General features: G+C 47.3%; 25 protein-coding genes and 1 pseudogene. 2 read left to right on the top strand and 24 right to left on the bottom strand.

Annotated elements, in window-relative coordinates:
* Nucleotides 1–11 precede the first annotated feature (11 nt).
* From NYE50_RS07240 to NYE50_RS07130, 23 genes and pseudogenes are all read right to left on the bottom strand, one after another.
* Nucleotides 12–671 (bottom strand): LysM peptidoglycan-binding domain-containing protein, encoded by a 660-nt coding sequence (locus NYE50_RS07240; protein WP_022553482.1) that lies wholly within the window; start codon nucleotides 669–671, stop codon nucleotides 12–14.
* Nucleotides 664–5,463 (bottom strand): transglycosylase SLT domain-containing protein, encoded by a 4,800-nt coding sequence (locus NYE50_RS07235; protein WP_224988648.1) that lies wholly within the window; start codon nucleotides 5,461–5,463, stop codon nucleotides 664–666. The genes NYE50_RS07240 and NYE50_RS07235 overlap by 8 nt, the downstream gene beginning before the upstream one ends.
* Complete coding sequence (locus tag NYE50_RS07230) at nucleotides 5,451–5,603, bottom strand: hypothetical protein (RefSeq protein ID WP_015239684.1); 153 nt, start codon at nucleotides 5,601–5,603, stop codon at nucleotides 5,451–5,453. Before NYE50_RS07230 ends, NYE50_RS07235 begins: the two co-directional genes overlap by 13 nt.
* A gap of 41 nt (nucleotides 5,604–5,644) precedes the next feature.
* Nucleotides 5,645–6,091 (bottom strand): phage tail assembly chaperone, encoded by a 447-nt coding sequence (locus NYE50_RS07225; RefSeq protein ID WP_003154836.1) that lies wholly within the window; start codon nucleotides 6,089–6,091, stop codon nucleotides 5,645–5,647.
* 73 nt (nucleotides 6,092–6,164) lie between these two features.
* Complete coding sequence (locus NYE50_RS07220; RefSeq protein ID WP_003154837.1) at nucleotides 6,165–6,608, bottom strand: phage tail tube protein; 444 nt, start codon at nucleotides 6,606–6,608, stop codon at nucleotides 6,165–6,167.
* Nucleotide 6,609: 1 nt separating this feature from the next.
* Nucleotides 6,610–8,007: a phage tail sheath family protein gene (locus NYE50_RS07215; protein WP_007610810.1), complete on the bottom strand. Its 1,398-nt coding sequence runs from the start codon at nucleotides 8,005–8,007 to the stop codon at nucleotides 6,610–6,612.
* On the bottom strand, nucleotides 8,007–8,216 hold the full coding sequence (locus NYE50_RS07210; protein ID WP_224988646.1) for a hypothetical protein: 210 nt from the start codon (nucleotides 8,214–8,216) through the stop codon (nucleotides 8,007–8,009). The genes NYE50_RS07215 and NYE50_RS07210 overlap by 1 nt, the downstream gene beginning before the upstream one ends.
* On the bottom strand, nucleotides 8,213–8,659 hold the full coding sequence (locus NYE50_RS07205) for a hypothetical protein (protein WP_022553485.1): 447 nt from the start codon (nucleotides 8,657–8,659) through the stop codon (nucleotides 8,213–8,215). Before NYE50_RS07205 ends, NYE50_RS07210 begins: the two co-directional genes overlap by 4 nt.
* A complete protein-coding gene (locus NYE50_RS07200; protein ID WP_022553486.1) occupies nucleotides 8,656–9,159 on the bottom strand; it encodes an HK97 gp10 family phage protein in 504 nt (167 codons plus the stop codon). Before NYE50_RS07200 ends, NYE50_RS07205 begins: the two co-directional genes overlap by 4 nt.
* Nucleotides 9,156–9,512: a DUF3599 family protein gene (locus tag NYE50_RS07195; protein WP_022553487.1), complete on the bottom strand. Its 357-nt coding sequence runs from the start codon at nucleotides 9,510–9,512 to the stop codon at nucleotides 9,156–9,158. Before NYE50_RS07195 ends, NYE50_RS07200 begins: the two co-directional genes overlap by 4 nt.
* Nucleotides 9,509–9,892: a protein YqbG gene (gene yqbG, locus NYE50_RS07190; RefSeq protein ID WP_021494026.1), complete on the bottom strand. Its 384-nt coding sequence runs from the start codon at nucleotides 9,890–9,892 to the stop codon at nucleotides 9,509–9,511. Before yqbG ends, NYE50_RS07195 begins: the two co-directional genes overlap by 4 nt.
* A gap of 16 nt (nucleotides 9,893–9,908) precedes the next feature.
* A complete protein-coding gene (locus NYE50_RS07185; RefSeq protein WP_007407274.1) occupies nucleotides 9,909–10,844 on the bottom strand; it encodes a phage major capsid protein in 936 nt (311 codons plus the stop codon).
* Between the two features lie 26 nt (nucleotides 10,845–10,870).
* A complete protein-coding gene (locus tag NYE50_RS07180) occupies nucleotides 10,871–11,716 on the bottom strand; it encodes an XkdF-like putative serine protease domain-containing protein (RefSeq protein ID WP_159354048.1) in 846 nt (281 codons plus the stop codon).
* Nucleotides 11,717–11,735: 19 nt separating this feature from the next.
* Nucleotides 11,736–13,127, bottom strand: coding sequence for a phage portal protein (locus NYE50_RS07175; protein WP_094296112.1), 1,392 nt, complete (start codon nucleotides 13,125–13,127; stop codon nucleotides 11,736–11,738).
* 48 nt (nucleotides 13,128–13,175) lie between these two features.
* Nucleotides 13,176–14,474 (bottom strand): PBSX family phage terminase large subunit, encoded by a 1,299-nt coding sequence (locus tag NYE50_RS07170; protein WP_174532599.1) that lies wholly within the window; start codon nucleotides 14,472–14,474, stop codon nucleotides 13,176–13,178.
* On the bottom strand, nucleotides 14,471–15,268 hold the full coding sequence (locus NYE50_RS07165) for a terminase small subunit (RefSeq protein WP_021494030.1): 798 nt from the start codon (nucleotides 15,266–15,268) through the stop codon (nucleotides 14,471–14,473). Before NYE50_RS07165 ends, NYE50_RS07170 begins: the two co-directional genes overlap by 4 nt.
* Nucleotides 15,269–15,380: 112 nt before the next feature.
* On the bottom strand, nucleotides 15,381–15,893 hold the full coding sequence (locus NYE50_RS07160) for a sigma-70 family RNA polymerase sigma factor (protein ID WP_159354046.1): 513 nt from the start codon (nucleotides 15,891–15,893) through the stop codon (nucleotides 15,381–15,383).
* A 106-nt stretch (nucleotides 15,894–15,999) separates the two neighbouring features.
* Entirely contained in the window at nucleotides 16,000–16,203 is a 204-nt protein-coding gene (locus NYE50_RS07155) for an XtrA/YqaO family protein (RefSeq protein ID WP_003154859.1), read from the bottom strand.
* On the bottom strand, nucleotides 16,193–16,534 hold the full coding sequence (locus NYE50_RS07150; protein ID WP_014417522.1) for a hypothetical protein: 342 nt from the start codon (nucleotides 16,532–16,534) through the stop codon (nucleotides 16,193–16,195). The genes NYE50_RS07155 and NYE50_RS07150 overlap by 11 nt, the downstream gene beginning before the upstream one ends.
* Before the next feature lie 88 nt (nucleotides 16,535–16,622).
* On the bottom strand, nucleotides 16,623–16,799 hold the full coding sequence (locus NYE50_RS07145) for a hypothetical protein (protein WP_014417521.1): 177 nt from the start codon (nucleotides 16,797–16,799) through the stop codon (nucleotides 16,623–16,625).
* Entirely contained in the window at nucleotides 16,799–17,599 is an 801-nt protein-coding gene (locus NYE50_RS07140) for an ATP-binding protein (protein WP_014417520.1), read from the bottom strand. Before NYE50_RS07140 ends, NYE50_RS07145 begins: the two co-directional genes overlap by 1 nt.
* Nucleotides 17,499–18,327 (bottom strand): annotated as a pseudogene (locus tag NYE50_RS07135) (phage portal protein). Before NYE50_RS07135 ends, NYE50_RS07140 begins: the two are co-directional and overlap by 101 nt.
* A complete protein-coding gene (locus NYE50_RS07130; RefSeq protein ID WP_014417518.1) occupies nucleotides 18,317–18,496 on the bottom strand; it encodes a hypothetical protein in 180 nt (59 codons plus the stop codon). Before NYE50_RS07130 ends, NYE50_RS07135 begins: the two are co-directional and overlap by 11 nt.
* A 190-nt stretch (nucleotides 18,497–18,686) precedes the next feature.
* Between NYE50_RS07130 and xre the strand changes: the two genes are divergently transcribed.
* Both xre and NYE50_RS07120 read left to right on the top strand, forming a co-directional pair.
* The gene (gene xre, locus NYE50_RS07125) at nucleotides 18,687–19,025 is read left to right on the top strand and encodes an HTH-type transcriptional regulator Xre (RefSeq protein ID WP_003154871.1); all 339 of its coding nucleotides are present in this window, start codon (nucleotides 18,687–18,689) and stop codon (nucleotides 19,023–19,025) included.
* Nucleotides 19,026–19,171: 146 nt separating this feature from the next.
* On the top strand, nucleotides 19,172–19,762 hold the full coding sequence (locus tag NYE50_RS07120) for an ImmA/IrrE family metallo-endopeptidase (RefSeq protein ID WP_021494032.1): 591 nt from the start codon (nucleotides 19,172–19,174) through the stop codon (nucleotides 19,760–19,762).
* A 138-nt stretch (nucleotides 19,763–19,900) separates the two neighbouring features.
* Here NYE50_RS07120 and NYE50_RS07115 read toward each other — a convergent pair whose 3' ends face one another.
* A complete protein-coding gene (locus tag NYE50_RS07115) occupies nucleotides 19,901–20,506 on the bottom strand; it encodes a poly-gamma-glutamate hydrolase family protein (protein WP_017417601.1) in 606 nt (201 codons plus the stop codon).
* Nucleotides 20,507–20,571 lie beyond the last annotated feature (65 nt).

Here is a 20,571-nt window from a genome sequence, read left to right as displayed (position 1 = left end):
TTTCACCCGTTTCATTGCGGTATCTTCAGCTTCTGCCCCGGGAAGATCCAATGCCCCGGCTGCCGGATATTCCGTTTGCTGCGCTTAATCATGGCGGTTTTATTCGCGTTCCAGATTTTCCGCCACTCCGTGTGTTTTCCGTAAAACTTGCCGGCGATGTCCCAAAGCGTATCCCCTTTTTTGACGGTATATGTTTTGGGTGAAGCTTTGGACGGGCGCTTCGCTTTCGTTTTTTTCTTTTGTTTGATTTTTCTTGGCGAAGCAGTTTTATATTCTTTCAGTACGATATCAAAATTCCGGTCGCCGATTTCATTGTCACCTTCGCTGTAATTAAAGCTTTCAATGCTGCATGTGACATTGATTTTTGTCCCTGTAATCAAAAACTGAACGGGTTTTTTCGCTTTCATCCATGCTTCAATGGCTGAAATGGCTTTTTCCGGCGAAGGGATGCTTTGATATTCAACAATCGGGCTGTACCGTTTCGGAAAAAAAGAAGAGAACGAAATTTCTTTCGCTCCCGGTTCTTCGATAAACGTCACCTCTCCAAGTCCGGTGACTTTCACGGAATCATTCTGCACGCTGTTTGCGATATCAATCGCTTCAGGGAGAACGGGAAGCCGGAGCTTGTCCTTTCCCTGAGACAGCCAAAATTCGTAAACAGATTTAGTCAAAAGCAACGGCCCCCTTTGCTCCGGTATAAATGTCTTTTTGCAGTTCATCAATCAGCGCCTGTTTGATTTTGGCGGCGAGGCTGTCGGCGTCCTGTCCGTTATGGAAATGCTGATCGCCGCTGAATTCGATTTTAATCTCTTTTGTTCCCGTTTTTTGAACGGTTTGTCCGCCGCCTTTAACGGCTGCGGAAACCGTGCCGGCTGAAAGTGCCGCCGGTTCCGTCTGTGACGGGTCGGACACTTCCATGCCGAGCGCTTGAGCCGCTTTTTGCAGCAGATAACGGCCGCGGATGCCCCGCTCTTCAGGGATGATCCACTCCCGTTTGTTCCCTTCGCCGACACGGGCGATCTGCTCCTTGGTAATCAGACCCCCATTGGCATAACCGACGTAAGGCCCTCCATGAGCCATACTTTTAATCCCGGGGACATTGCTGATCGAGCCGTATCGGCTTTTAATATAGCCGATAGCGGCAGCGGCGTTGTGAATTGGATTTCTGATATCATTCATGCCCGGCGCTTTGTGATCTTCAAAGGTGCTCGGAATCGTCTGCATAAGCCCCTGTGACGGGTGTCCGGCCTTGGCGTTGCTGTCCCATAGATTAATGGAATTAGGGTTGCCGCCTGACTCATGCTGTGCGATCGTCATTAATCCCGGAAGCCAGCTGATCGGCGTATTGGTTGCTTTCATTGCGGCCAAAAGCCACTCTTTGACGCTTCCTCCCGCTGCACCCATGCCGGAAAAGGCTGCCGCAAGCGAGCCTGCCTGTTTTTCGGCGTATTTTTTCACGTCAATTGAGCCAAGCCCTTTGACGACGCCGACTGAAGCAAAGCGCCCGAGGCTCATCATGACACGGGAAGGAGAGTGAATATCAAGCTCTTCCCTGAATGCGTCCTCGACTTTTTTGGCCATATCTTTGGCCGCCTGTTTGACTTCGCTTCCTTTTGCAGTCATCCCTGATACGAAGTGTCCGATCAGGCCTGCCCCCCAGCCGTTCGCGGAATCTCTTGATTGCACAAACGGTTTATTGATATGTGTGCTTACGTATTGCGACGTTCCCGTATCTTTTGCATTCTGTCCGGCCGAATATCCTTTCACCGTTGCGGCGCCCCATGATGACGATTGATTAACCGCCGATTGATAAGGTGTTTTCACCTTTGTTTTTAAAAATGAATCGGTGCCCGTCGGCGAAGTATTCTGACCTTTGGCATAGCCCGCAACGACTTGCTTTCCGTAACCGGATGAAGACGAAATGAGGGCATTGAACGGCGTTCCGATGTTTTTTTCCTTCCAGCCGTCCATATCCACCGCTTTTTTGCTGATTCCGCTGTCAAAGCCTTCAGTAAACTGTTTGCCGAGTGATGAAGCCGTCCCGCCAAGTCCGGATGTCTCTACAGACGCTGCGGCCGACACAGATGCAGAAGAAGAAACACCGCCCGCTCCCGCCGGAACAGCAGAAGACTGAGCCGAAGCCGCGCCCATATCATCGACAACACGCATGCCGAGCTTAGACGCAGCTTGTGAAAGCAGCATCTTCCCGCGGCCGCGATTGTTGTCGACGGGGATGACAAATTCTTTACCGGCTTCACCGATCCAGGAAATGGTCGGCTTTGTAATGTAGCCGCCCGTGGCGTTTTTGTCCGTTTTTTTCTTTTTATCTCCGCCGCCTCCTGTGACAAAGTTCATTATGCCTGAAATCATTTTGCCGCCGGTTTTATCCCAAATCTTTTTCACCCAGTCGAATGCTGCAGAAAAAGCATCTGATATGGCCGTTCCCACTTTTACAAGAGGTTCTTTTATATGTTTCTCAAACCAGCCGCTTAACCCTTTCCATATATCCTTTACCGTATCTAAAGCAGTCTGGAAAGCATCTGATATTCCTTTACCGACATTTTTCACCATGTCTTTCACCGGATTCCAGACAGTATCCATGAACCAGCCGGAAACCGTACTGAAAACCGATTTAATTTTATCCCAAGCTCCTGTGATTTTACTCCAAATGGACGTCGCCACTCCGACGACACCCGATTTTACGGGGGTCCACACGGTGCTCATAAACCAGCCGGATACTGTGCTGAAGACACCTTGAATCGTCGTCCACGCATTCACGATATTTGACCAGATGCTGGTTGCCACTCCGACAACAGCCGATGAAACCGGCGTCCATACATTCTCCATGAACCAGGATGACACCGTGCTGAAAATCCCTTGAATCGTCGTCCACGCATTCACGATATTTGACCAAATGCTTGTCGCCACTCCGACGACAGCCGTTGAAACCGGCGTCCATACATTTTCCATGAACCAGGATGAAACGCTTCCCCAAGTATCTTGTATTGTTGTCCAAGCACTTTGCGCCGCTTTGGAAATATCATTCCACGTGTCTTTCAAAGCCCCTGAATCAAAGGCCTCTCCCAAGCTGGAACCGCCTAAACTGCCGGCGATGCCGCCTACCGCGCCGCCGATTAATGTGCCCACTCCGGGAACAACGCTGCCGATTGCCGCTCCGGCCGCAGCTCCGGCAAGACCGCCGCCTGCTGAGCCGACCTTCTCTCCTGCATTATCTTTATTGATGCCGGCTAAATCAGTAAGTGATAACAATTCACCTATGCCGGGAATTCCTTTAGCGGCACCTTTTAACCCTTTCAAACCGCCTTTTAGCGCCTTTGAATCTCCTAAGCCTTTCAAAAGCGCGCCGATGCCTTTACCTGCCCCTTTTGTTTTCGGCGTGTTTACGGATGCCTGTTTGCTTTCCTTTACGGAGGAACCTCTTTTCGAGGATTTATTTCGCTCTTCGACTTTACTGCTTTTGCCCCTCGACACTCCGGTACAGCAGCAGCCCCCCAAAGCCCCGCCGGTTTTTTTGGCTGACTTTCCTGAAGATTTTGGCGCTGTTACCGTGCGCTGTGAACCCTTTGTCAGATCAGGACGCTTCGGGCCGTTGGAGCCGCCGGCAGAAAGGCCGCCCTTACTCTTTTCTTTTTTCGTGCCGCCGCCTAATAATCCTCCGATATTGAGTTTGCCTAATTTTTCAGCGATTCCTGAAAATATTTTTTCTATTAATTCCCCGGCTTTTTCGATGATTTTGTCCGGGCTGAATTTCTCAAATTTCTTGGCAATCTTGCTGACAATTTTATCAACAAATGCCTCGGCTTTTTCGATGATCGCATCAGGACTGAATTTGCCGAACTTTTTATCAATGCCTCCAAACAGTGAGGATGTAAACTGCTCCACTTTTTCCAAAATCTTATCCGGATTGAGAAAATCGAATTTCTCAGAAATTCGGTCAATCGTGTCATTTACAAATTGTTCGGCGCGGTCGATTAGCTTATCAGGACTGAATTTACCGACAACGTCGTCGACTTTCTTCATAAACGAATCAGTAAAATGATCCAGCTCTTTCAATATGGTCTCCGGACTGAATTTGCTGACAACGTCATCTATCTTTTTCATAAATGAATCAGTGAATTTATCCAGTTCTTTCAATATGGCTTCCGGACTGAATTTACTCACGACCCCGTCTACCTTTTTCATAAACGAATCAGCGAATTTGTCCAGCTCTGCTAAGATTGTTGCCGGACTGAATTTGCTTGCGATTTCGTCCACTTTCCCCATGAATGAAGTCGTGAACTTGTCCAGTTCGGCTAATATCGTTGCCGGGCTGAATTTGCTTGCGATTTCGTCCACTTTCCCCATGAATGAGGTCGTGAACTTGTCCAGCTCTGCTAAAATCGTCTCAGGACTGAATTTGCTTGCGATCTCGTCCACTTTTCCCATGAATGACGTTGTGAACTTATCCAGTTCGGTTAAAATCGTTGCCGGACTGAATTTGCTCGCGATTTCGTCTACTTTTCCCATGAATGAGGTCATGAACTTGTCCAGTTCGGCTAATATCGTTGCCGGGCTGAATTTGCTCGCGATCTCGTCCACTTTTCCCATGAATGACGTTGTGAACTTATCGAGTTCTGCTAAAATCGTCTCCGGGCTGAATTTGCTTGCGATTTCGTCCGCTTTCTTCATAAAGCTTGCAGCGAATTTATCCAGTTCCGCTATGATTGTTTCCGGATAAAATTTGGATGCGATGTCATTGACTTTTTTCATGAAGGTGTCTGCAATGGAGTCAAGCATTGAAAAATCGTTTTTCGGCGAAGCAGGAGCAGCAGATGCAGAAGCTTTTCCGACGTCCGGCATATTCTTTTGCATTGCAGCCAGCTGTGCTGTCACCTTTTCGTTTAACGATAATTGAATGACATTGTTTTTTCCCGTCAGCGAATCAATGCCCGCTGAAATTCGGCCGACTGTTGTCATGACGTGATCTATGACGCGTATAGTGACAGAGTACCCGTTCTTTAACGCAGATTGCATATAGCGTTTGATGCGTTCCATGGCAGGGGTCACTTCGTCTGACGCATACAGTGAAACGGTAAATCCTTTAAAACCGGCAGCCAGATCCCGCAATCTCTCAAATGCCGCTGTCGCGCTGTCTTTTGCTCCTATTTTAATGGTTAAAGACGCAGGCAGACCCGCTAATTGGGTTTGCACCTTTTGAATGACGGCACTGGCTCCGTCTTCAGCTGAAATAGAGATCATTTGTGCGCCCAGCTTTCTTTTCATAGAGCGCTGGATGCGGTCAATTGTTCTTAAAACAGATTTACTCTCTTTGCGTATATCAATTTCACTTTGGCGTTTTGTCATTTTCCTGTATTTCTCAAGCGCTCTGAAGCCATTTTGGATTTTCCTTATTTTCTTTGAAACCCGATCTTCCAATTCAAAACGGGCGGTCAGCTTTGCCATGATGTCGCTCCCCCTTTCTTCGCTTGTTTTTCAAGAATGTCCAGCTTGTAACCGATTAAACCGTACAACAGCGCCTTAAAATGTCTCGGTGCTTCATATAACTCTTTCAGTTCTGATGGAGAATAATGAAGCTCATGCATCGCGTAATAGAGATACACGGCTTCCTTATTCCCATCTTTTATCAGTTTTTTGCTTCTTGCTCCAGATCTTCTAATTCATCTTCAAAACCGTTGATCTCAATCGCTTTATTCAGCCAATTTGCATACTCACCGCCGACTGAAAGAACGCGTTTTGCCACCTCGACCGGATCTGCCGTTTTGTAAGCGTCGCGGAGCTCCTTAGAACGGAAATCAGGGTAAATCGTAGATTCAACCGCGATCCGCGCATAAAAGCGCTGGCTGTCTAAGTCTTTTACGCGGCCTCTGCCCTTCACATTTTTATATGTCGTGCTTTCCTTCTCCAGTTCGTCAATGCGCTCAGTCGTAATGGCTTTAAAAATAAAAGGCACGATGTTTCCTTTTTTATCGACAAAACGCTTTGAAAGCGGAACCCGAATCTCCTCAGCCTCGACTGTTTTACCCGGCATAAAGAATGACAGATCATATACTTGTTCGTTTTTTTCGCTCATGATGAAAACTCCCTTACTTTTTTTATAAAAAACAGGCCTGTAAAAAGGCCTGTTTCACTCATACCGATCTTAATTAAAACGTTTCAGAAAGCTTTTCCGGCACATCGAAATCTTCAAAGGTAAACGGCACTTCTTCTTCGAGTGCTTCTGAGTCTACGTCCAGTCCGGCGATTTTTGCAGAATCAAAGTTGACGTCATACAGAGTGACGCGTTCTGTTCCGCGGCCCGATGATTTGTCATCAAGAACGGCTTGCAGCGTAAAATACGGGTCGCTGCCTTTTTTGACATAATCCATCATAAGAACGGCGAATTTGGATGTGACCTTGTAGAATGTTGCCGTGCCCGTTCCGTTGGCGCCTGTTGTTTTATGTCCCGTCATGCGGCGGCCCATGATGTTTACTTCTGATTTGTTTTTTTCCACGTTTGCTTCAAACGTTTTAATATGCGCCATCTCTTCTCCGTCAAGAAATAAACGGCCTTCTTTTCCTGAAATCGTGTTTTGCGCTTTTAATGCCATCTTAGTTTACCTCCACGTTAAAGTAGAATTTTTCTGCCGCATCCACAGGCTGTACGGCGAGATCGATTAAAAAGCCGTCGCGGTCTTCATTCAGCCCGATTGTAATGTCTTTGTCTGAATCAAAATTTGCGATGCCGCCCGCATCCTGAAGCGTAGTCAAATATTGAATGATCATCGTTTTGACGAATTGAAGGCCGTCATTTGTCGCAGGAAGATCGCTGCCCGTGCCTTTTTTCGATTTAATTAAGGCTTTCAGTTCACGTGTCAAATCGTTATTCACCGCATCAAGCACACGGACGATTTTGTTTTTCGCGAACTTTTTGTTTTTCTCTGCCGTAAATGTCACCAATGAGTTGATATCTTTTTCAACGCTGACTGACTTATCACGGGCATCATAAGAGAAAAGGAATTCACCTTTAGAAAGACGTTCGATCACTTCATCATGAGTCAGGCGGTGCAGCACATCGACGGCGCCTTCGTATTCAACGAATGTTAAGGATTGATTAAATGCGGCGCTGGCACTTGCGCCTGCCACCCAGGCGGTCGCATCTTCAGCTTTAATCTCGGTTCCGTCTTCCAGCAGCACACCTTCAGTAACATTGATAATGCCTTCATAATCCCCGCTGTAATGGGCGGTCACCCCTTGCACTTTCTGTCCCTGCGCATCGCGAAGGCGTTTAATGAATGCGGCAAATGTCGCTTTCAGCTGATCGTTTTCCGCGACAGGAAGAGCGATGACATCAAAATTCTCCGTTTCAGCCGCAGCTAAAAAATCCGTATAGTCTGAGTTGACCGGTGCTTTATCAGTTCCTCCCGCAAGACGGATGCCTGCCTGCGGGTTTAACGTTTCCCCGGATTCTTCCTCAGTGCCTGTCAGCGGGATGGAAGCCGACAGTTCGCCGGTTCCCGTGAATGTGACATAGCCGTTTGCTTTTAATTCTTCGGCTTTTTTCACCGTTTGTTTGTCAACTTCCGCTTCATCCATGTAAGTGGTCACATCGAAAGCGGTCTGATCAAGGACGTTTTCACTGATGCGGATGATGATGTCATTTCCTTTTGACCCGCCGTACAAAGCGGTTGCTTTAACACCTTGCGAAAGATCGGCGCTCGCTCTGATTCCCTCTGTCAGACGGTACATCAAAACGGTTTTTGCTTTCTTTTTCGCCTCACGAAGCAGAATCAGTGACGGATCTTCAATACTGAGCCCCACTTTTTTATTCAAATCTTCAATGCTTGAAATGGAAACGAATGTTTTCGCTTCCCCCCAGCCGGATGCGACGGGAAGGGCGACAATCCCGCGTTCACCGATCGATACCCGCTCCTGGGCGGTTGTTTTAAAGTTAAAATAGATTCCGGCACGTTCTTTTTCTTTTCCTTGCGTAAATGTTCCGCCGTTCATTATTGCATGACCTCCTGGGTTAAAAATGCTTCAATGTAAGACTTGGCTTGCGCTTTTGTCATTTGTTTTTGCTTCACGCCGAATAAAGCCCCCTGGAGAATCTCAGGTTTTACGCCGAAAAGCTCCTTCGCGTGCTTTGTTAAATCCGCCGTGTCATAAAGAACCGCTCGTTCCGCCGCTGCGGCGTTTTTCTTTTTATGTTGTCTCACTTTTGTTTCACCCCGCTGTTAATGTCCACATCCCGCAGTGCGGGAGATGTTTGTTTCTGATAGTAGTAGCGGCTCGTCCAGCGGATTGTGATCACTGCCTCGCCTTTGTCTCCGACTCTTGTTTCGATACGGCTGATGCGGACGAAATCACCGGTATCCTCCCCTGATTCCGTTAGCAGCGGAATCAGCTGTCTTGATTCTCTCACCGCATCGGCGATCCGGTCGGCTGCATAGAGCGCCTGCACCGAGTCGGCATGGAACAGCTTCACATTCAGACTGTACGTTTTCCTGTAAGTGGAGACTGTGTCATTTTCGTCAAAAACAAATGGGGGCGGAATGTATAGTGACGGCACCTGAAATTGTTCAGGCAGTTCATTTTCATATACGGGCACGCCGCACTGCTGATACAAAAAAGCGGCGATTGAACCGGTTTCGCGATTCATCCGATATCTCCCCCCAACGTGTTAAGCCACTGATTGAAACGCTTGTCCAGCGATTCGGCGAAGAGTGTTTCATACAAAAGAAGGGCTTTGTCCCAAAACCCATTCCCGCTGATCCACTGTTTTTTGAGCGCCATTCCCGTTGAAGCTGACGGATCATAGATGAACCGGGAGCCTTGAAAATACCCGGGCACCCATCTGACATTTTCATCTGAGACGGTCCAATGTCCGTCATTTATGAATGAGGCGTACTCTGCATTGGTGCCGATTTCAAGGGTCAGTCCCCCGTTTTCAATGATCCATATATGATCCTGCGCTCCTTTTCGGAAAGAAGACAGCAGGCTTTCTGTATCAATCCCTCCCGAATGAATAAGCTCCTCCCGTACCAAGTCGAGAAAATCCTCTCCTGACTGTTCCAGCCATTCGCCTGCCTGACGGGCAAATTCTCCGGATGATGCCTTTTGCAGCGACCGATTCCATTGTTCAAGGTTTTTTATGCTCATAGTCTGTCATCTCTCACAGCGATAACCTCCCAATGGTGCTGTCTTGCTTTCTTCGGCATTTCCAGAATATACGCCTGTCCTTCCCAAATGATTTTGTCATTGACACGCACAACGGCCTCTTTCGGAAAATGAACGAGAAACCGCTGATATACCTTATGATCAGGATCAAGCTGAATAAGCTGCTGCTGTTTTTCAACAAACAGACACGGCACGTCTTCAGCATCGGGAACTTCCCGATAAGAAAAGACAGGCTGGAGCTTTTCGGCGGGAATCCCGAAGCGTCCGGCCTTCGGAACTGACACCGTCTCATGATAAATATCGCATCTGTCAGTGAGCAGCCGTTCGTAGCTCATAACGGTCTCACCTTTGCGTTTGCAGAAACCGGGGAATAACCCGGCGCGATATATTCACAGAGAAGATGGCGCACAGCCGGTTTTCTGATCCCGCCTTCACCTGCCACCGTATAGGAATAGTCACCTATCTTTTCAGATTGATAGGCGGAAGCGGCTGCTTCATTCTGGTTGATCAGCGCAAAATATTGAGAAAGCTTTAATAACGCAAGCTTAATCTTTTCGGGAAGCGGTGAGTAAATAGGGTCAGTGAACGAATGCCCCGCCATTCTGGCCGCTTCCGCCTCCGCCTCCAGAATGTCCTGTATAAGAAGCGGCTCCGGCCTGTTTTTGACTTGATCATAAACTGAATATGAAACAACGTCAGACGGCTGAATTAACATAACTGCCACCCCCGTCTTATTCTTTAACGTTTACGATTTTGGCACTTGCATCTTCTTCTTCAAATTTGCTGTCAAGTTTAGCCGTCAGTACGATAATAAATTTGCGGCTGCGAATATCTTTATCTACTTCGATTCGGATATTCCGTGAAAAACCGAGAATGATATTTTTCGGGTGAGTCAAAATGATGTCAGACGCATCGTACTGGGAGTCACCTTCTCCGACCGAGTACGGCTGCAGATTGGACACTCCTTTGACCGGAACGCCGAATGCTGAAGACAAACCGCCCTGCACCGCAAGATCCCCCAGATTGGTCTGACGGTCAGCCACACGGTCTTTCCATTCAATCTCCATGCCTTGAGATGTGTAAAATCTGAATTCCTGAGGCAGGCGCAAATATTTTGCCGGAATGGCTTTTAAGCCCTTTTTAAATGTGGCTCTGGACAGCTCTTCCCCGTTTCCGTCAATGACGTGAGATACAGTCTGCTTACGGATTCCGTCAAGCTGTGCCAAGTACGGATCAGAAGAAGATGTATCGCCGTTTACGACAAGCTCCTCAATATCGACTGCCGCCCGCTCCGCCAAAATCTGCATGATCGTCTGCTGCAGGCCATCTTTTTCAATATTGTTTTCAAGCGTGTCATAGGTGATATTAATTTCCGCAATGACTTCTTTCGTATTTAGCTGCACCGTACTTGTTGCCGGGACGGTCAGCTGATCGTCAGTTAAGGCTTTTCCTTCCTCAGCGGCACGCAGAATCCGCTGGCCGAAACCGATTTTTTCAAATTTCTGCGAGTCATTTTCCATTTGAATCACACGCGATTCGCTGAAAATGGTCGGCGTGTTCTGCACCATGCGGATAAATGCTGAAGCTTGTGCGGGGTTCATTAAACCGCCGCTTTTTAAAGCGGAAAGTGACATTTCCGCCTTTCTGATGATATCTTGATTTCTCACTCTACAGTTCCTCCTTCTGACTGGGCTTAAAGCAGTCCGCTCCAAATGGATTTTTTAACAGGCTCTTGGCCGCCCGTCTCTTCTTCCGGCTGTTTTGATGCGCCTCTTACTTTTTCAAGCGCTTCAATGCGTTTAATAATCGGCGCGAGCATGTCGTCGACAAGCGTTTTCAGCTTTTCTTCATCAGACGGCGCAGCCGCCCCGTCTTTGTCTTCCGTGTTTTGGTCCAAACTTTCAAGGCGCTTTAAAAGCGGGTGCAGCGCGTGTTCAATTGATTCTCTTACGTCTTCTTTTCTCATCTTGTTCAAGTCCTCTCCCTTGCGGTTTCTTGATTTGCGGTCACGGTCGAGAAATTGCTTGACCGCGCCGAATAAGCCGGCTTGCTTTTCTGCCGGCTCTTCGTAAACGTCAGCGGTTCCCGCCATGCTGTAGCCCGTAATGATACCGGCTTTAATCTGATCCCATACTTCATCGGAAGCTTTGGTGACAAGCACCCAAGATCCTTTCCGGATCACAGCATTCCCGATTTCAAAGTCATCCAGGGCGACGTACGACTCCACCACCTCGCCGGTCCCGCCTTCAAAATTATGATTTGTATCGATGTTGCGGGCGTCCGCCAAAAAACCGTGAGCGGCCTTTTCAATTTCTTCAGCCGTCATATAATCGCCATGTGCATCCGGGACATCCGGCTCGTAAACGATGCCGTAAACAAGCTTCTGCTCATCCGATTCGCTTTTTGTAAACACCTGCACCTTTTTTTCAAATGACGGAAGGCCTCCGGCTGATTTTGTAAAAAAGAATTCCGTTTGGTTCGCCGCCTTATCGACATAGCTCACAAAACTGATGACGGCATTTCTCAATTCTCTCGGCACGAGATGTTTTCACCCCCTTTCAGGATTGCTCCTTTTTCCCTTTCAGCACCGGCCGGCTGTAGTACTCTTCAGGCCATTCCTCAAGCGTCTTCCCGAGCACTCTTCCCGCCAGATCACGGAGGTCATTAGGAGAGACCGCGCCGGCGGAAATAAATGGCGTAAGCACCTTCGCAATTTCAAGCGGATCGCGAAAATCAGGCCCTTTTAATGTGAGCTGTACATCGTGGAGACCCAATTCAGGCAAAAATAACGTGTTGAGCTTATTAATCAGCGTTTTCCGCTCCGGCTGAAACACCTGCTCCTCCGTTATTTTCCGTGCCGTATCGGCGGTGGCTTTGTTGTATTCCTGCGCCTCGCCCGTATAAAGCGGCGGGAGACGGAAAGCGGAACGGAGTTTATTTCTGCTTTTGTCGTCATATTCAAGAAACAGCGCATCATCCTGCAGAATTTCCGCAAGTGATTTAATTTCCACAGACACGGGCGTAATGTCTTCGCCTCCGTGAAGGTCTTTTTCCTTCGCAATGCCTTCCGCCTCAATCAGCAGAAATTTGTGGGCGTTTTCCACCCCTTCCAGGTCATTCATATAATCCTGGAGCTCTTTGTACGAGGTTTCTGACAGCATGCCGTTTTCAACCGTAATGGCGGCCGGCACGTGACGGCCCTGCTTGAAATACATAAAATTCAGTTCTTCCGCTTTCCGGGCGCCGTACAGATTGACGATATTGCCGACCCAGCGCGGAATTCCGTAAGTGCCGCTGCCGATTTTTAAGTGAATGGCTTCATTTGCCCGATATTCTTCAGACAGGGTCTTTACGTATTCGCCGGTTCTCATGTCCATCATGCGGGGATCGCCGTATTCTTTAAAAAACACTTTCCGACCGTTCAGCATCTGAACATATTTACGAAACCGTTTTTGCCTTTTAATCGTTTTGGATGCGCCGTTTTCTTCATATGAAAATGTAACTTCAACGGGATCAGTCACACCGCATACGCGCATATGTTTCACATCCAGATATTCAATCCCCGCCGGTTTTCCCGCCCCGTCCCTAAGCACTTCGAGAAAACCGTTGCCCGTTTTTTCACGGTCTTCTATCGCATATCCGAGGATCGTCTCGGCCGATTCATCAAAATGAAGACATTTGTAAAAGCTCTCCAGCTTCATCCAGTTTTTTTCGGCCCGGGCCTTTTTTGTCGGAGAGCAATCTGGGCTATTTACATCAAAGGTATATTCCACATCAAACCCAAAACCCGTAATATTGACCCGATACGCGTCAATGCACTGCTGAAGAATCGTCGAATATTCGGCGATTGTTTTCAGTTCAATGAGATTATAGGGCGGTGAAATGATGTCTTCGCCGTACAGATCGGCAAATTGATCTTCGTTCATCTGCCTTGCCTGCGGCGCGGCCATTTTTGATTTAAAGACGGTGGCTCTAACGTTTTGATAGTTCGGCAACGCCTACCTCCTCCTTTCCCGATTCGGACGTCTCCGTTTTTGTGATGCATCTTTCAGATCCGCCGCGTCATAGTCATCCAGCGCATACCAAATGGCTGAAAGTGTGTGGGGATCAATTGAAAACTCATCTTCCGACAGAGCGCCGTTTTTGTTTTTTGCGTACGTTAAGTTCTGCAATTCGCGGATCGTATGTTGACAGTTGTCTGAGCAATAGATATGTTTGAACCGTTTCAGCTTTTTTGTATACTGAAGTCTTGAGCCCGGAAACTTTTTGGCCGCAACCATGCAAAAGCCCTGCCTGCGAAAATATTGGATGCTTTTCGGCTCAGCCGAATCCGCTTTGATCAGCTCTTTTTGATCCGCCAATTCCTGAAGCTCCTCAGCTGTCTGATCATCGGTCATTTTGTTTTTGTAATACTCCCAGAAAATATAAAGGTCTTTTTGATCCGGATCGACGGCAAGCCGGATGACCGCATTGTATGACTCTTCAAAACCGAAATCCATGCCCGTCCGAAACAGGGGGCGCCTGATGGAAGCAATCCGCTCCGTTACTTCGTTGTGCTCCATGACCTGAAACTGCGGAAACACGCGGATGCCGTTAACGCCGAACTGTCCTTTGCGGGCGATCCGGTATAAATCGGGATCGTAATGCCGTAAGCTGTCCAGCTGCTTAATATAGCTTTTCGGCAAAAACAGATTATCGCACGCTGTGGAATGGTGGTAATACGTATCTCCCTTAACGACGGTGCCTTTTTCATACAGCGTCTGATCATCCAATACGAACCGTTTTTTTTGGTCATCACGGAAAAAATGCCGGTACGTCCAATTGGAGGTGCCGACGGGATTTGTGGTGCATATCATATGAAGCGAAAGCTCGGGATGGCGCAGACGGCCGATCAGCTCCTTAAAGCCTTCATACTTCACTTCAGAGCATTCTTCAATCCAAATCAGTGAAATATGATGAATGGATTTCAATTTGGCCGGGTTGTCCATCCCTTTAAACATAATCCGGCTTCCGTTTGAAAATCTCAGCTGCATCGGCGAAGACACGGCCTTTACGGCATGTCCCAGCTCAAGCTCCCCGATAATGTCTTCAAACAAGGCAAAGGTAGAATCTCTGTGCGTATCGAAAACTTCCCGCACGACAAGCGCCGTCCGCTTTTCACGAAGCAGCTTCAAGATGATTTTCAGCGCGGTATGATAGCTTTTTGACGAGCCGTAGCCTCCGACGAGAAATTGGTACGTTTCATTCCAATTGAACAAATAATCTTCAAAGCGCGGGTTGACCGCTTTTTCAATCATGACCGTTCCTCTTTCCGCGTAATGACAATGTCAATCGGCTTTTGGCTGTCTTCTGTTTTTTCCATCTTCTGCTGTGCCAGCTTTAATTTTTCATTTTCGATTTTTTGTTTAAATTGATCGGGGAAAAGGTCAAAGTACAAGGACAGCTTTTCAAGAGCCTTCATCTTGTCGGCAAGCTTGATTGCAATGCCCTCTTTTCCGAGTTTTGCTTCCGTGACGATGGTTCCGTCCAGAAGGTGCGAATCTTTAACGTCAACGTAGCTGATCTCCTGCATAATCGGATTATCATTTTCGTCAAAGAGCGGCCCTGATTTTCCGAAGGCCTGAACCTCTTTTTTTCCGAAGGTTACATAATCGGTAATGTCGGCGAAAGCGATTTTCACATAGACTTGAAGAACGTCCATCGCTTCGACAAACACTTTATTGACCATTTCCTTTTTCATGCGGCTGATTTCTTTGGCGACTTTTCTGTTTTTTAACAGCCTGCTTCCCGTCACATGCGCGCTTTCCGGTGAATACCCGGCTTTTATCGCAGATTGGGTGGCGTTAAAGCTTTTCACATAATAAAGACAAAACAGCCGCTGGCGTTCGTTTAACTCATCACCTTCGCCCGGGTTGTTTTTTCCGCCGCTTTCCGCATTCTTATGGAGCGCCTCGTCCCAGCGCCCTTCTTTTTTCCATCTGCCGATCGTTCTTGCGGATACGCCTGATTTGCCGGCAAGGGCGCGATTTGTGATGCGGCCTTTATGAGACTGATAGATTGTAAATGCCTGTTCTCTTTTTGCGTTTTTCATGCTACGGCATCACCGCCACCTCCGACATGATTGTCTATAATAAAAAGCGGCTTCTAATCGGGCCGCTTTTTGTGATCGTCTGTTCACTTCTAGGTGGCAAACGTATGACAACTTATGAAGCAGGCGATTGATTTCTTTGTTCCTGCTGTTTTTGAATTTTTAGAAGCGCCCGTTTGACCGTCGTCTGTACGGTTGATTTCTTTACATTCAGCAAGGCGGCGATCCGTTCATATGAAAAGCATTCCGCTTTGTGGAGCAGCAGCATTTCTTTTTCTCTATCCGTTAAAACGGCTAATGCGTCCTGCAGTCTGATTCTGTCTTCTTCAGTCACATTCCCGGAAGGTTCAAACATCAGCGCCTGTGAATAGGTTTCTATAATTCTCGGATCTTTAATCAGCATTCTCTGATAAGCGTCTCTGCGGTCTATCGCTCTTCTTATGCCGGGCTGCCGGCCTTTTTCAAGCCATTCGATGACATATTCCACATCTGTAATGATTGTTCTGATGATTTTTTTATCTTTCAGTTCTTCTGAAGTAAGCACCGTTTCATCGGCTTCCTCCAGCTGCTTGTACCACTTTTTCGTCTCTTTCAGCGTGCGTTTATATTCAAATAGTAAGTCTTCCATGTAGATCCTCCTCTTTTTCGGAACAAAAAAAGGACACCAACCAATGCGCAGCATGTGCGCGATTGATCAGTGTCCGCAGGCTTTCCGTCTTGGACGTATTCTGTTTTTAATTCAATTTAAAGCCGATTTCATATTCGACCCGGGCCAGATCCCCTTTTCGCGTTTCGACAAGCGTTTTGCCGTGCTCCGGCGCTTCGGCGAGCCATGCTTCCTTTTTCAGTCCGTCTACAATAATCACCCGAACCTTGCCTTCTTCCAGCTGGCTTTTTAATGTTGTATGTTCAATGTCGGTCAGTTTTTTAGGATTCATGTTTTACGTCCTCCGTCTTTTTCAGGATGTTTACTTCATGTATGAGGCTTTCGAGCTGATTTATAAACGCTTCTTTTTCTTCAGAACTTTCTCCCCGGAGCAGGCGGAGAGCCGTTTCGGCCGCCTCAAAAAGTTCCGGGGCTTTCGCCATCAATGCCGCGTTGATCTGCTGAGAGTATGAACTTAAGTTGAAAACGGCCGCGATGAGCCTTCCGTTTGAATAAGGGAACTTCTCTTTATCCGCTTCGCTGTAAGCGGAATAAATGTAAATGGGTTTTTCTTCTCCGCTGTGTACGGCCCGCCATGGAGCGGGGCTGTGTTTTTCTTGCAATGGTTATCCTCACTTTCCATCAGCCTCATGCCATGCTTCAATTTGCTTTTCTATCCGTTTCGCCCTGAACAGCAGGCAAAAAAGCCATTTAATATATTTGCACACGTGCATCAAGCCTCACTTTTGCGTCTTGAACCATTCGCTCAAGACGTTTAATGACCGGCGTTAAATCAGTGCCTGTTTTGCAGTTCGGGCAAGGGTGAAAGACAGCGCCGAAACCCGTTTCCGTCACAATGACCTTCTTCGGCCCGCACAGCTTACACATTATCTCGCCCCCTCTAATCTGTGGTTTACGTCAAATGAATTGCCATTAATGATGACTAAATAATCGCTGCACATCTCATAAATTCTTGTGCCCAAGGCTTCATCAACCTGCACCAGTCCGTCACAGGCCAGCTCGCTCGAGATAAGAACCGGCTTATGATTTAAATAGCGGTAATTCACGACGGCGTACATTTGTTCAATCTGCCAATCGGTCGCCCGGGGTTTTCCGTTCAGCGGTTTGAACAGATCGTCAATAAAAAGCACATCCGCCTGTTTCATACGGCCAAGCTTTGCATCAAGCAGATCAAAATCATTTTTTAAATCCGTAAAGCCCTCCACAAAAGGAAAATACAGCACCGGTGTCTGCTTCTGTCTCATGACATAATTGCTGAGAGCGGTCAAAAGATGGGTTTTTCCCGATCCCGGACGCCCTAAAAGGGCAATGCTGTTTTTCCGGCAGTTTTTAATCTTGTCGAAGTTTTCAACATATTCAAGGGCGCACTCATATGCGTCGACGACTGCCTGAGGCTTGCCCCGCGTGATAAATCCTTTGAAATCCAGCTTCCGAAAGGCGCCTGTAATCTCACTTGCGCTGAGGATGCGCTCTGCTTTTCGTTCGGCGGCGCAGCGGCACTTAACCCACACATCCATTCCCAGCTGGTTTTTGAGATAACCGCCCTGATCTTTACAGAGCGGACAGTCAAAGCGGCTTTCGTCTGATTCTTCCGGTCTGTCCGCCAGTAATGGACGTTTTCCGTTTTTCAGGTCGGCCAGTATCTGCTCGATCGTTCGTTTTGTCATGTATCGTATTCCTCTCTTTTTTTGTTGTGATTGTCCTTCCCGCAATTCGTGCATTCAAGCGGTCTTCCATATACTTGGCGCAATAGCTGAAAGCCTTGATCGTTTCAGCTGAAGAGGTGCGCCGCTGTTCAAAAGCGGTAAAGCATTCGCCGAGCCATTTGATTGCTTCTTGTGCTGACGCACCGAGGGAAACAATACGGGCGATGGCCTGATAATCCCGGGGCGAGGGGTATACGCTCCGCCCCTCCTGTGCAGACCTTAATCTGATAAAATGGGCGACAATGTCGTTAATCGCTTCTTCAGCAGTATGATTTTTTGTTATATCTATTTCTCTCCGGACATTTTTGTCCCGGTGATCCGCCGATATTGTCCGGTCTGTGACTTCCGGACGGGTCAATGTCTTTTTCGGCGTGAATCTTTTCGAGTGCTTTACGGAGACGATGAGTCCGTAAGGGGCGCGGACGGTTTTGATATATTCATGCTGTTCCAAGCTCTCGAGCCACCGTCTGACGGTTTTTTCGCTGACGGCAAATACGTCGGCCATTTCTTTTGCTTTTACGGGTTTATGACCGAGGACGATCCCCCACTTTACGCCGTCTTTTACGTGTTCCTTTGTCGTTGAGCTGATGAACCATAAAAACAGCCATATGGCGGACCCCTATTTTTTCATAATGTTCTGAATTCAATAATCCGGAATAGATGAAAAACGGGTAGCTTTTACGATTCATATTGGACGTCTCCGTTTTTCTTCAGACTTATATAGCGTTCATACTGCAATCGGTTATCAAATCGGAATACCGGAAGTCCGCAAGCGGTAAAAGATATCGAACCGCCTGCTTTCCCTAAACATCTCTGGTCAGCCGGATTGCTGCTGAAACGGATGATTATCGGCTGCATCTCTCACCCTCCTGATCAATTTCTTATCGTATTTTGATACATTTTGTATCTTTATGATGTTGATTATATACGATACATTTCGTATCATCAAGACCTTTTTGATACTTTTTTTATCATCTCTTTATTTTGATACATTTTGTATCTATAATCATAAGTAACTTAGGGTGTTGAAAAAAGAGAGGTCATTCGGATGATAGGCGGAAGATTAAAGAGTCTCAGAGGAAAGAAAACGCAGGAAGAAGTCGCAAATCATATCGGTGTCTCGCGCGCCAGATATTCTCATTATGAAAACGGCCGATCTGAACCCGATTACGACACGCTGCAAAAGCTTGCGGATTATTTCAAAGTGTCGACTGATTATTTGTTAACCGGAAAAGAACCTTCAGATGAAGACATGTTTGCCGATCCCGACCTGCAGATAGCATATCGGGACATGCAGGACTTTTCGCCGGAAAGCAAGCAGCAGGCCATTGAATTCATTAATTATTTAAAAGAAAAAGAGAAAAACCGCAGGCCGAAACATAAATAATCCGCTCTTTTCCTTTAAACTGCTTAACGTTCAGCCGATATAAAAGCTGAATGTTTATTTTTAAAAGAAAAGGGAATTGATTCAAAGTCCGATCAGGGCTTTTCTTTTCGCTAAAAAAGAACATATGTTCGAAAGGGTGTATTCAATTGGGCGATTTTTTAACACATCTTGAGGAATACGTCAAAAACTTATATTGCCGCATGGGAATGACCGCCCCTCTCCATATTGATATGCAGATGATTGCCAAGGAGCTTGACATTTGGATTCATTTTGAAGATACGCACAGTATGATGCTGAAGCGGGACGGCATGTACAGCATCGTCCTGAATCAAAAAAAGTCACCCGAAGAGCAATGGCAGGATTTTGCGCACGAACTGTGCCATGTGCTGAAGCATACCGGCAACCATTTTCATATGAACAAGCTGTTCAGGGAACTGCAGGAATTTCAGGCCAACCATTTTATGTACCACTTCTGTGTGCCGACCTTTATGCTGTTAAACATGGAGCTTCCCCAGCGGAGAAGCCATGCCGTTATTTTAATCGCAGCCGCTTTCCGGGTGACGGCATCATTTGCGGAAAAAAGGCTGGAGCTGTTTGAACGGCGTAAAGCAGGTATTCAATTTCAGAAGCGGCTCGCTTGTCTGTTATCCGACAAGCGGCCGAATGGGTATTATGAAAGCGGACAGACACACTTGCATGCCGCTGAAGAAAAAACGCCGTATTTTATTGAAAATTAGCGATTCTCCGCCGGCAGAGTGTCAGCATTTTAAATCGCAGGAAAGGTTTTTGCATCATGACGCTGTTCTCACCGTGCTGCCCGCCAAGCACTTCTTGCGCCGCATAGCTCCAGTGAATGTAAAAACGGGCCCCCCTGTTCATTTATCATAAAAACCGGCCTTCACGGCTTCTACATACCGAAAAAACAGATCGGTTGGCGTATATTTTTCTCCCCGGCAGCCAAAATTGCTGAAAAGCGCGTGTCTCTGCGCCGTGCTCACTTCCAATTGCAGCCCCATTTTCCTTTTTGTCCGATTGACAATGTTGCCGGGATTTACACCTGCCAGCCGATCATTCTTCTCTGTCAGCTCGGCATCAAACCCCGCTTCACGCAGCAGATCACAAATCAGTCTTGCTTTTTCCAGATCCGCGCCCCCGACGAGTGTATTTGCCTTTTTCAGATCATGATACCCGTGAAAAGCCAATCCGTAATGATGGGCGGTCACTTTTTCTAAAGCCAGGGGTTCGTCAAAGCGTGTGCTTGTCAAGTGGAGAGAACGGTTATTGCACCGCTTCGTCCCTTCAAATAAATAAATTGAGCTTTGGTCAGAAAATGCCCGCACCAGCTCACTGACTCCCGGCTCAATCCTGCCGCCGTGGGGAGCGAGGACGATACATTTACTTCCCTCTTTTTCTTCATAAATAATTCTGTATTCCGATTCAGCAGCTGAAAGGGCTGCGAAATTGTCATATCTATCTTTCATGTGTAACATGCTCTCCTTTTCCAGTCAGCACCAGTTTACTCTACTCATCTGGGAATGGAAACCTT

This window comes from Bacillus sp. EU55 (genome assembly GCF_038005925.1).
Lineage (GTDB): Bacteria > Bacillota > Bacilli > Bacillales > Bacillaceae > Bacillus > Bacillus velezensis.
Note: the sequence above shows the minus strand (reverse complement) of the source record. Positions and strands in the feature narration are given on the sequence as shown.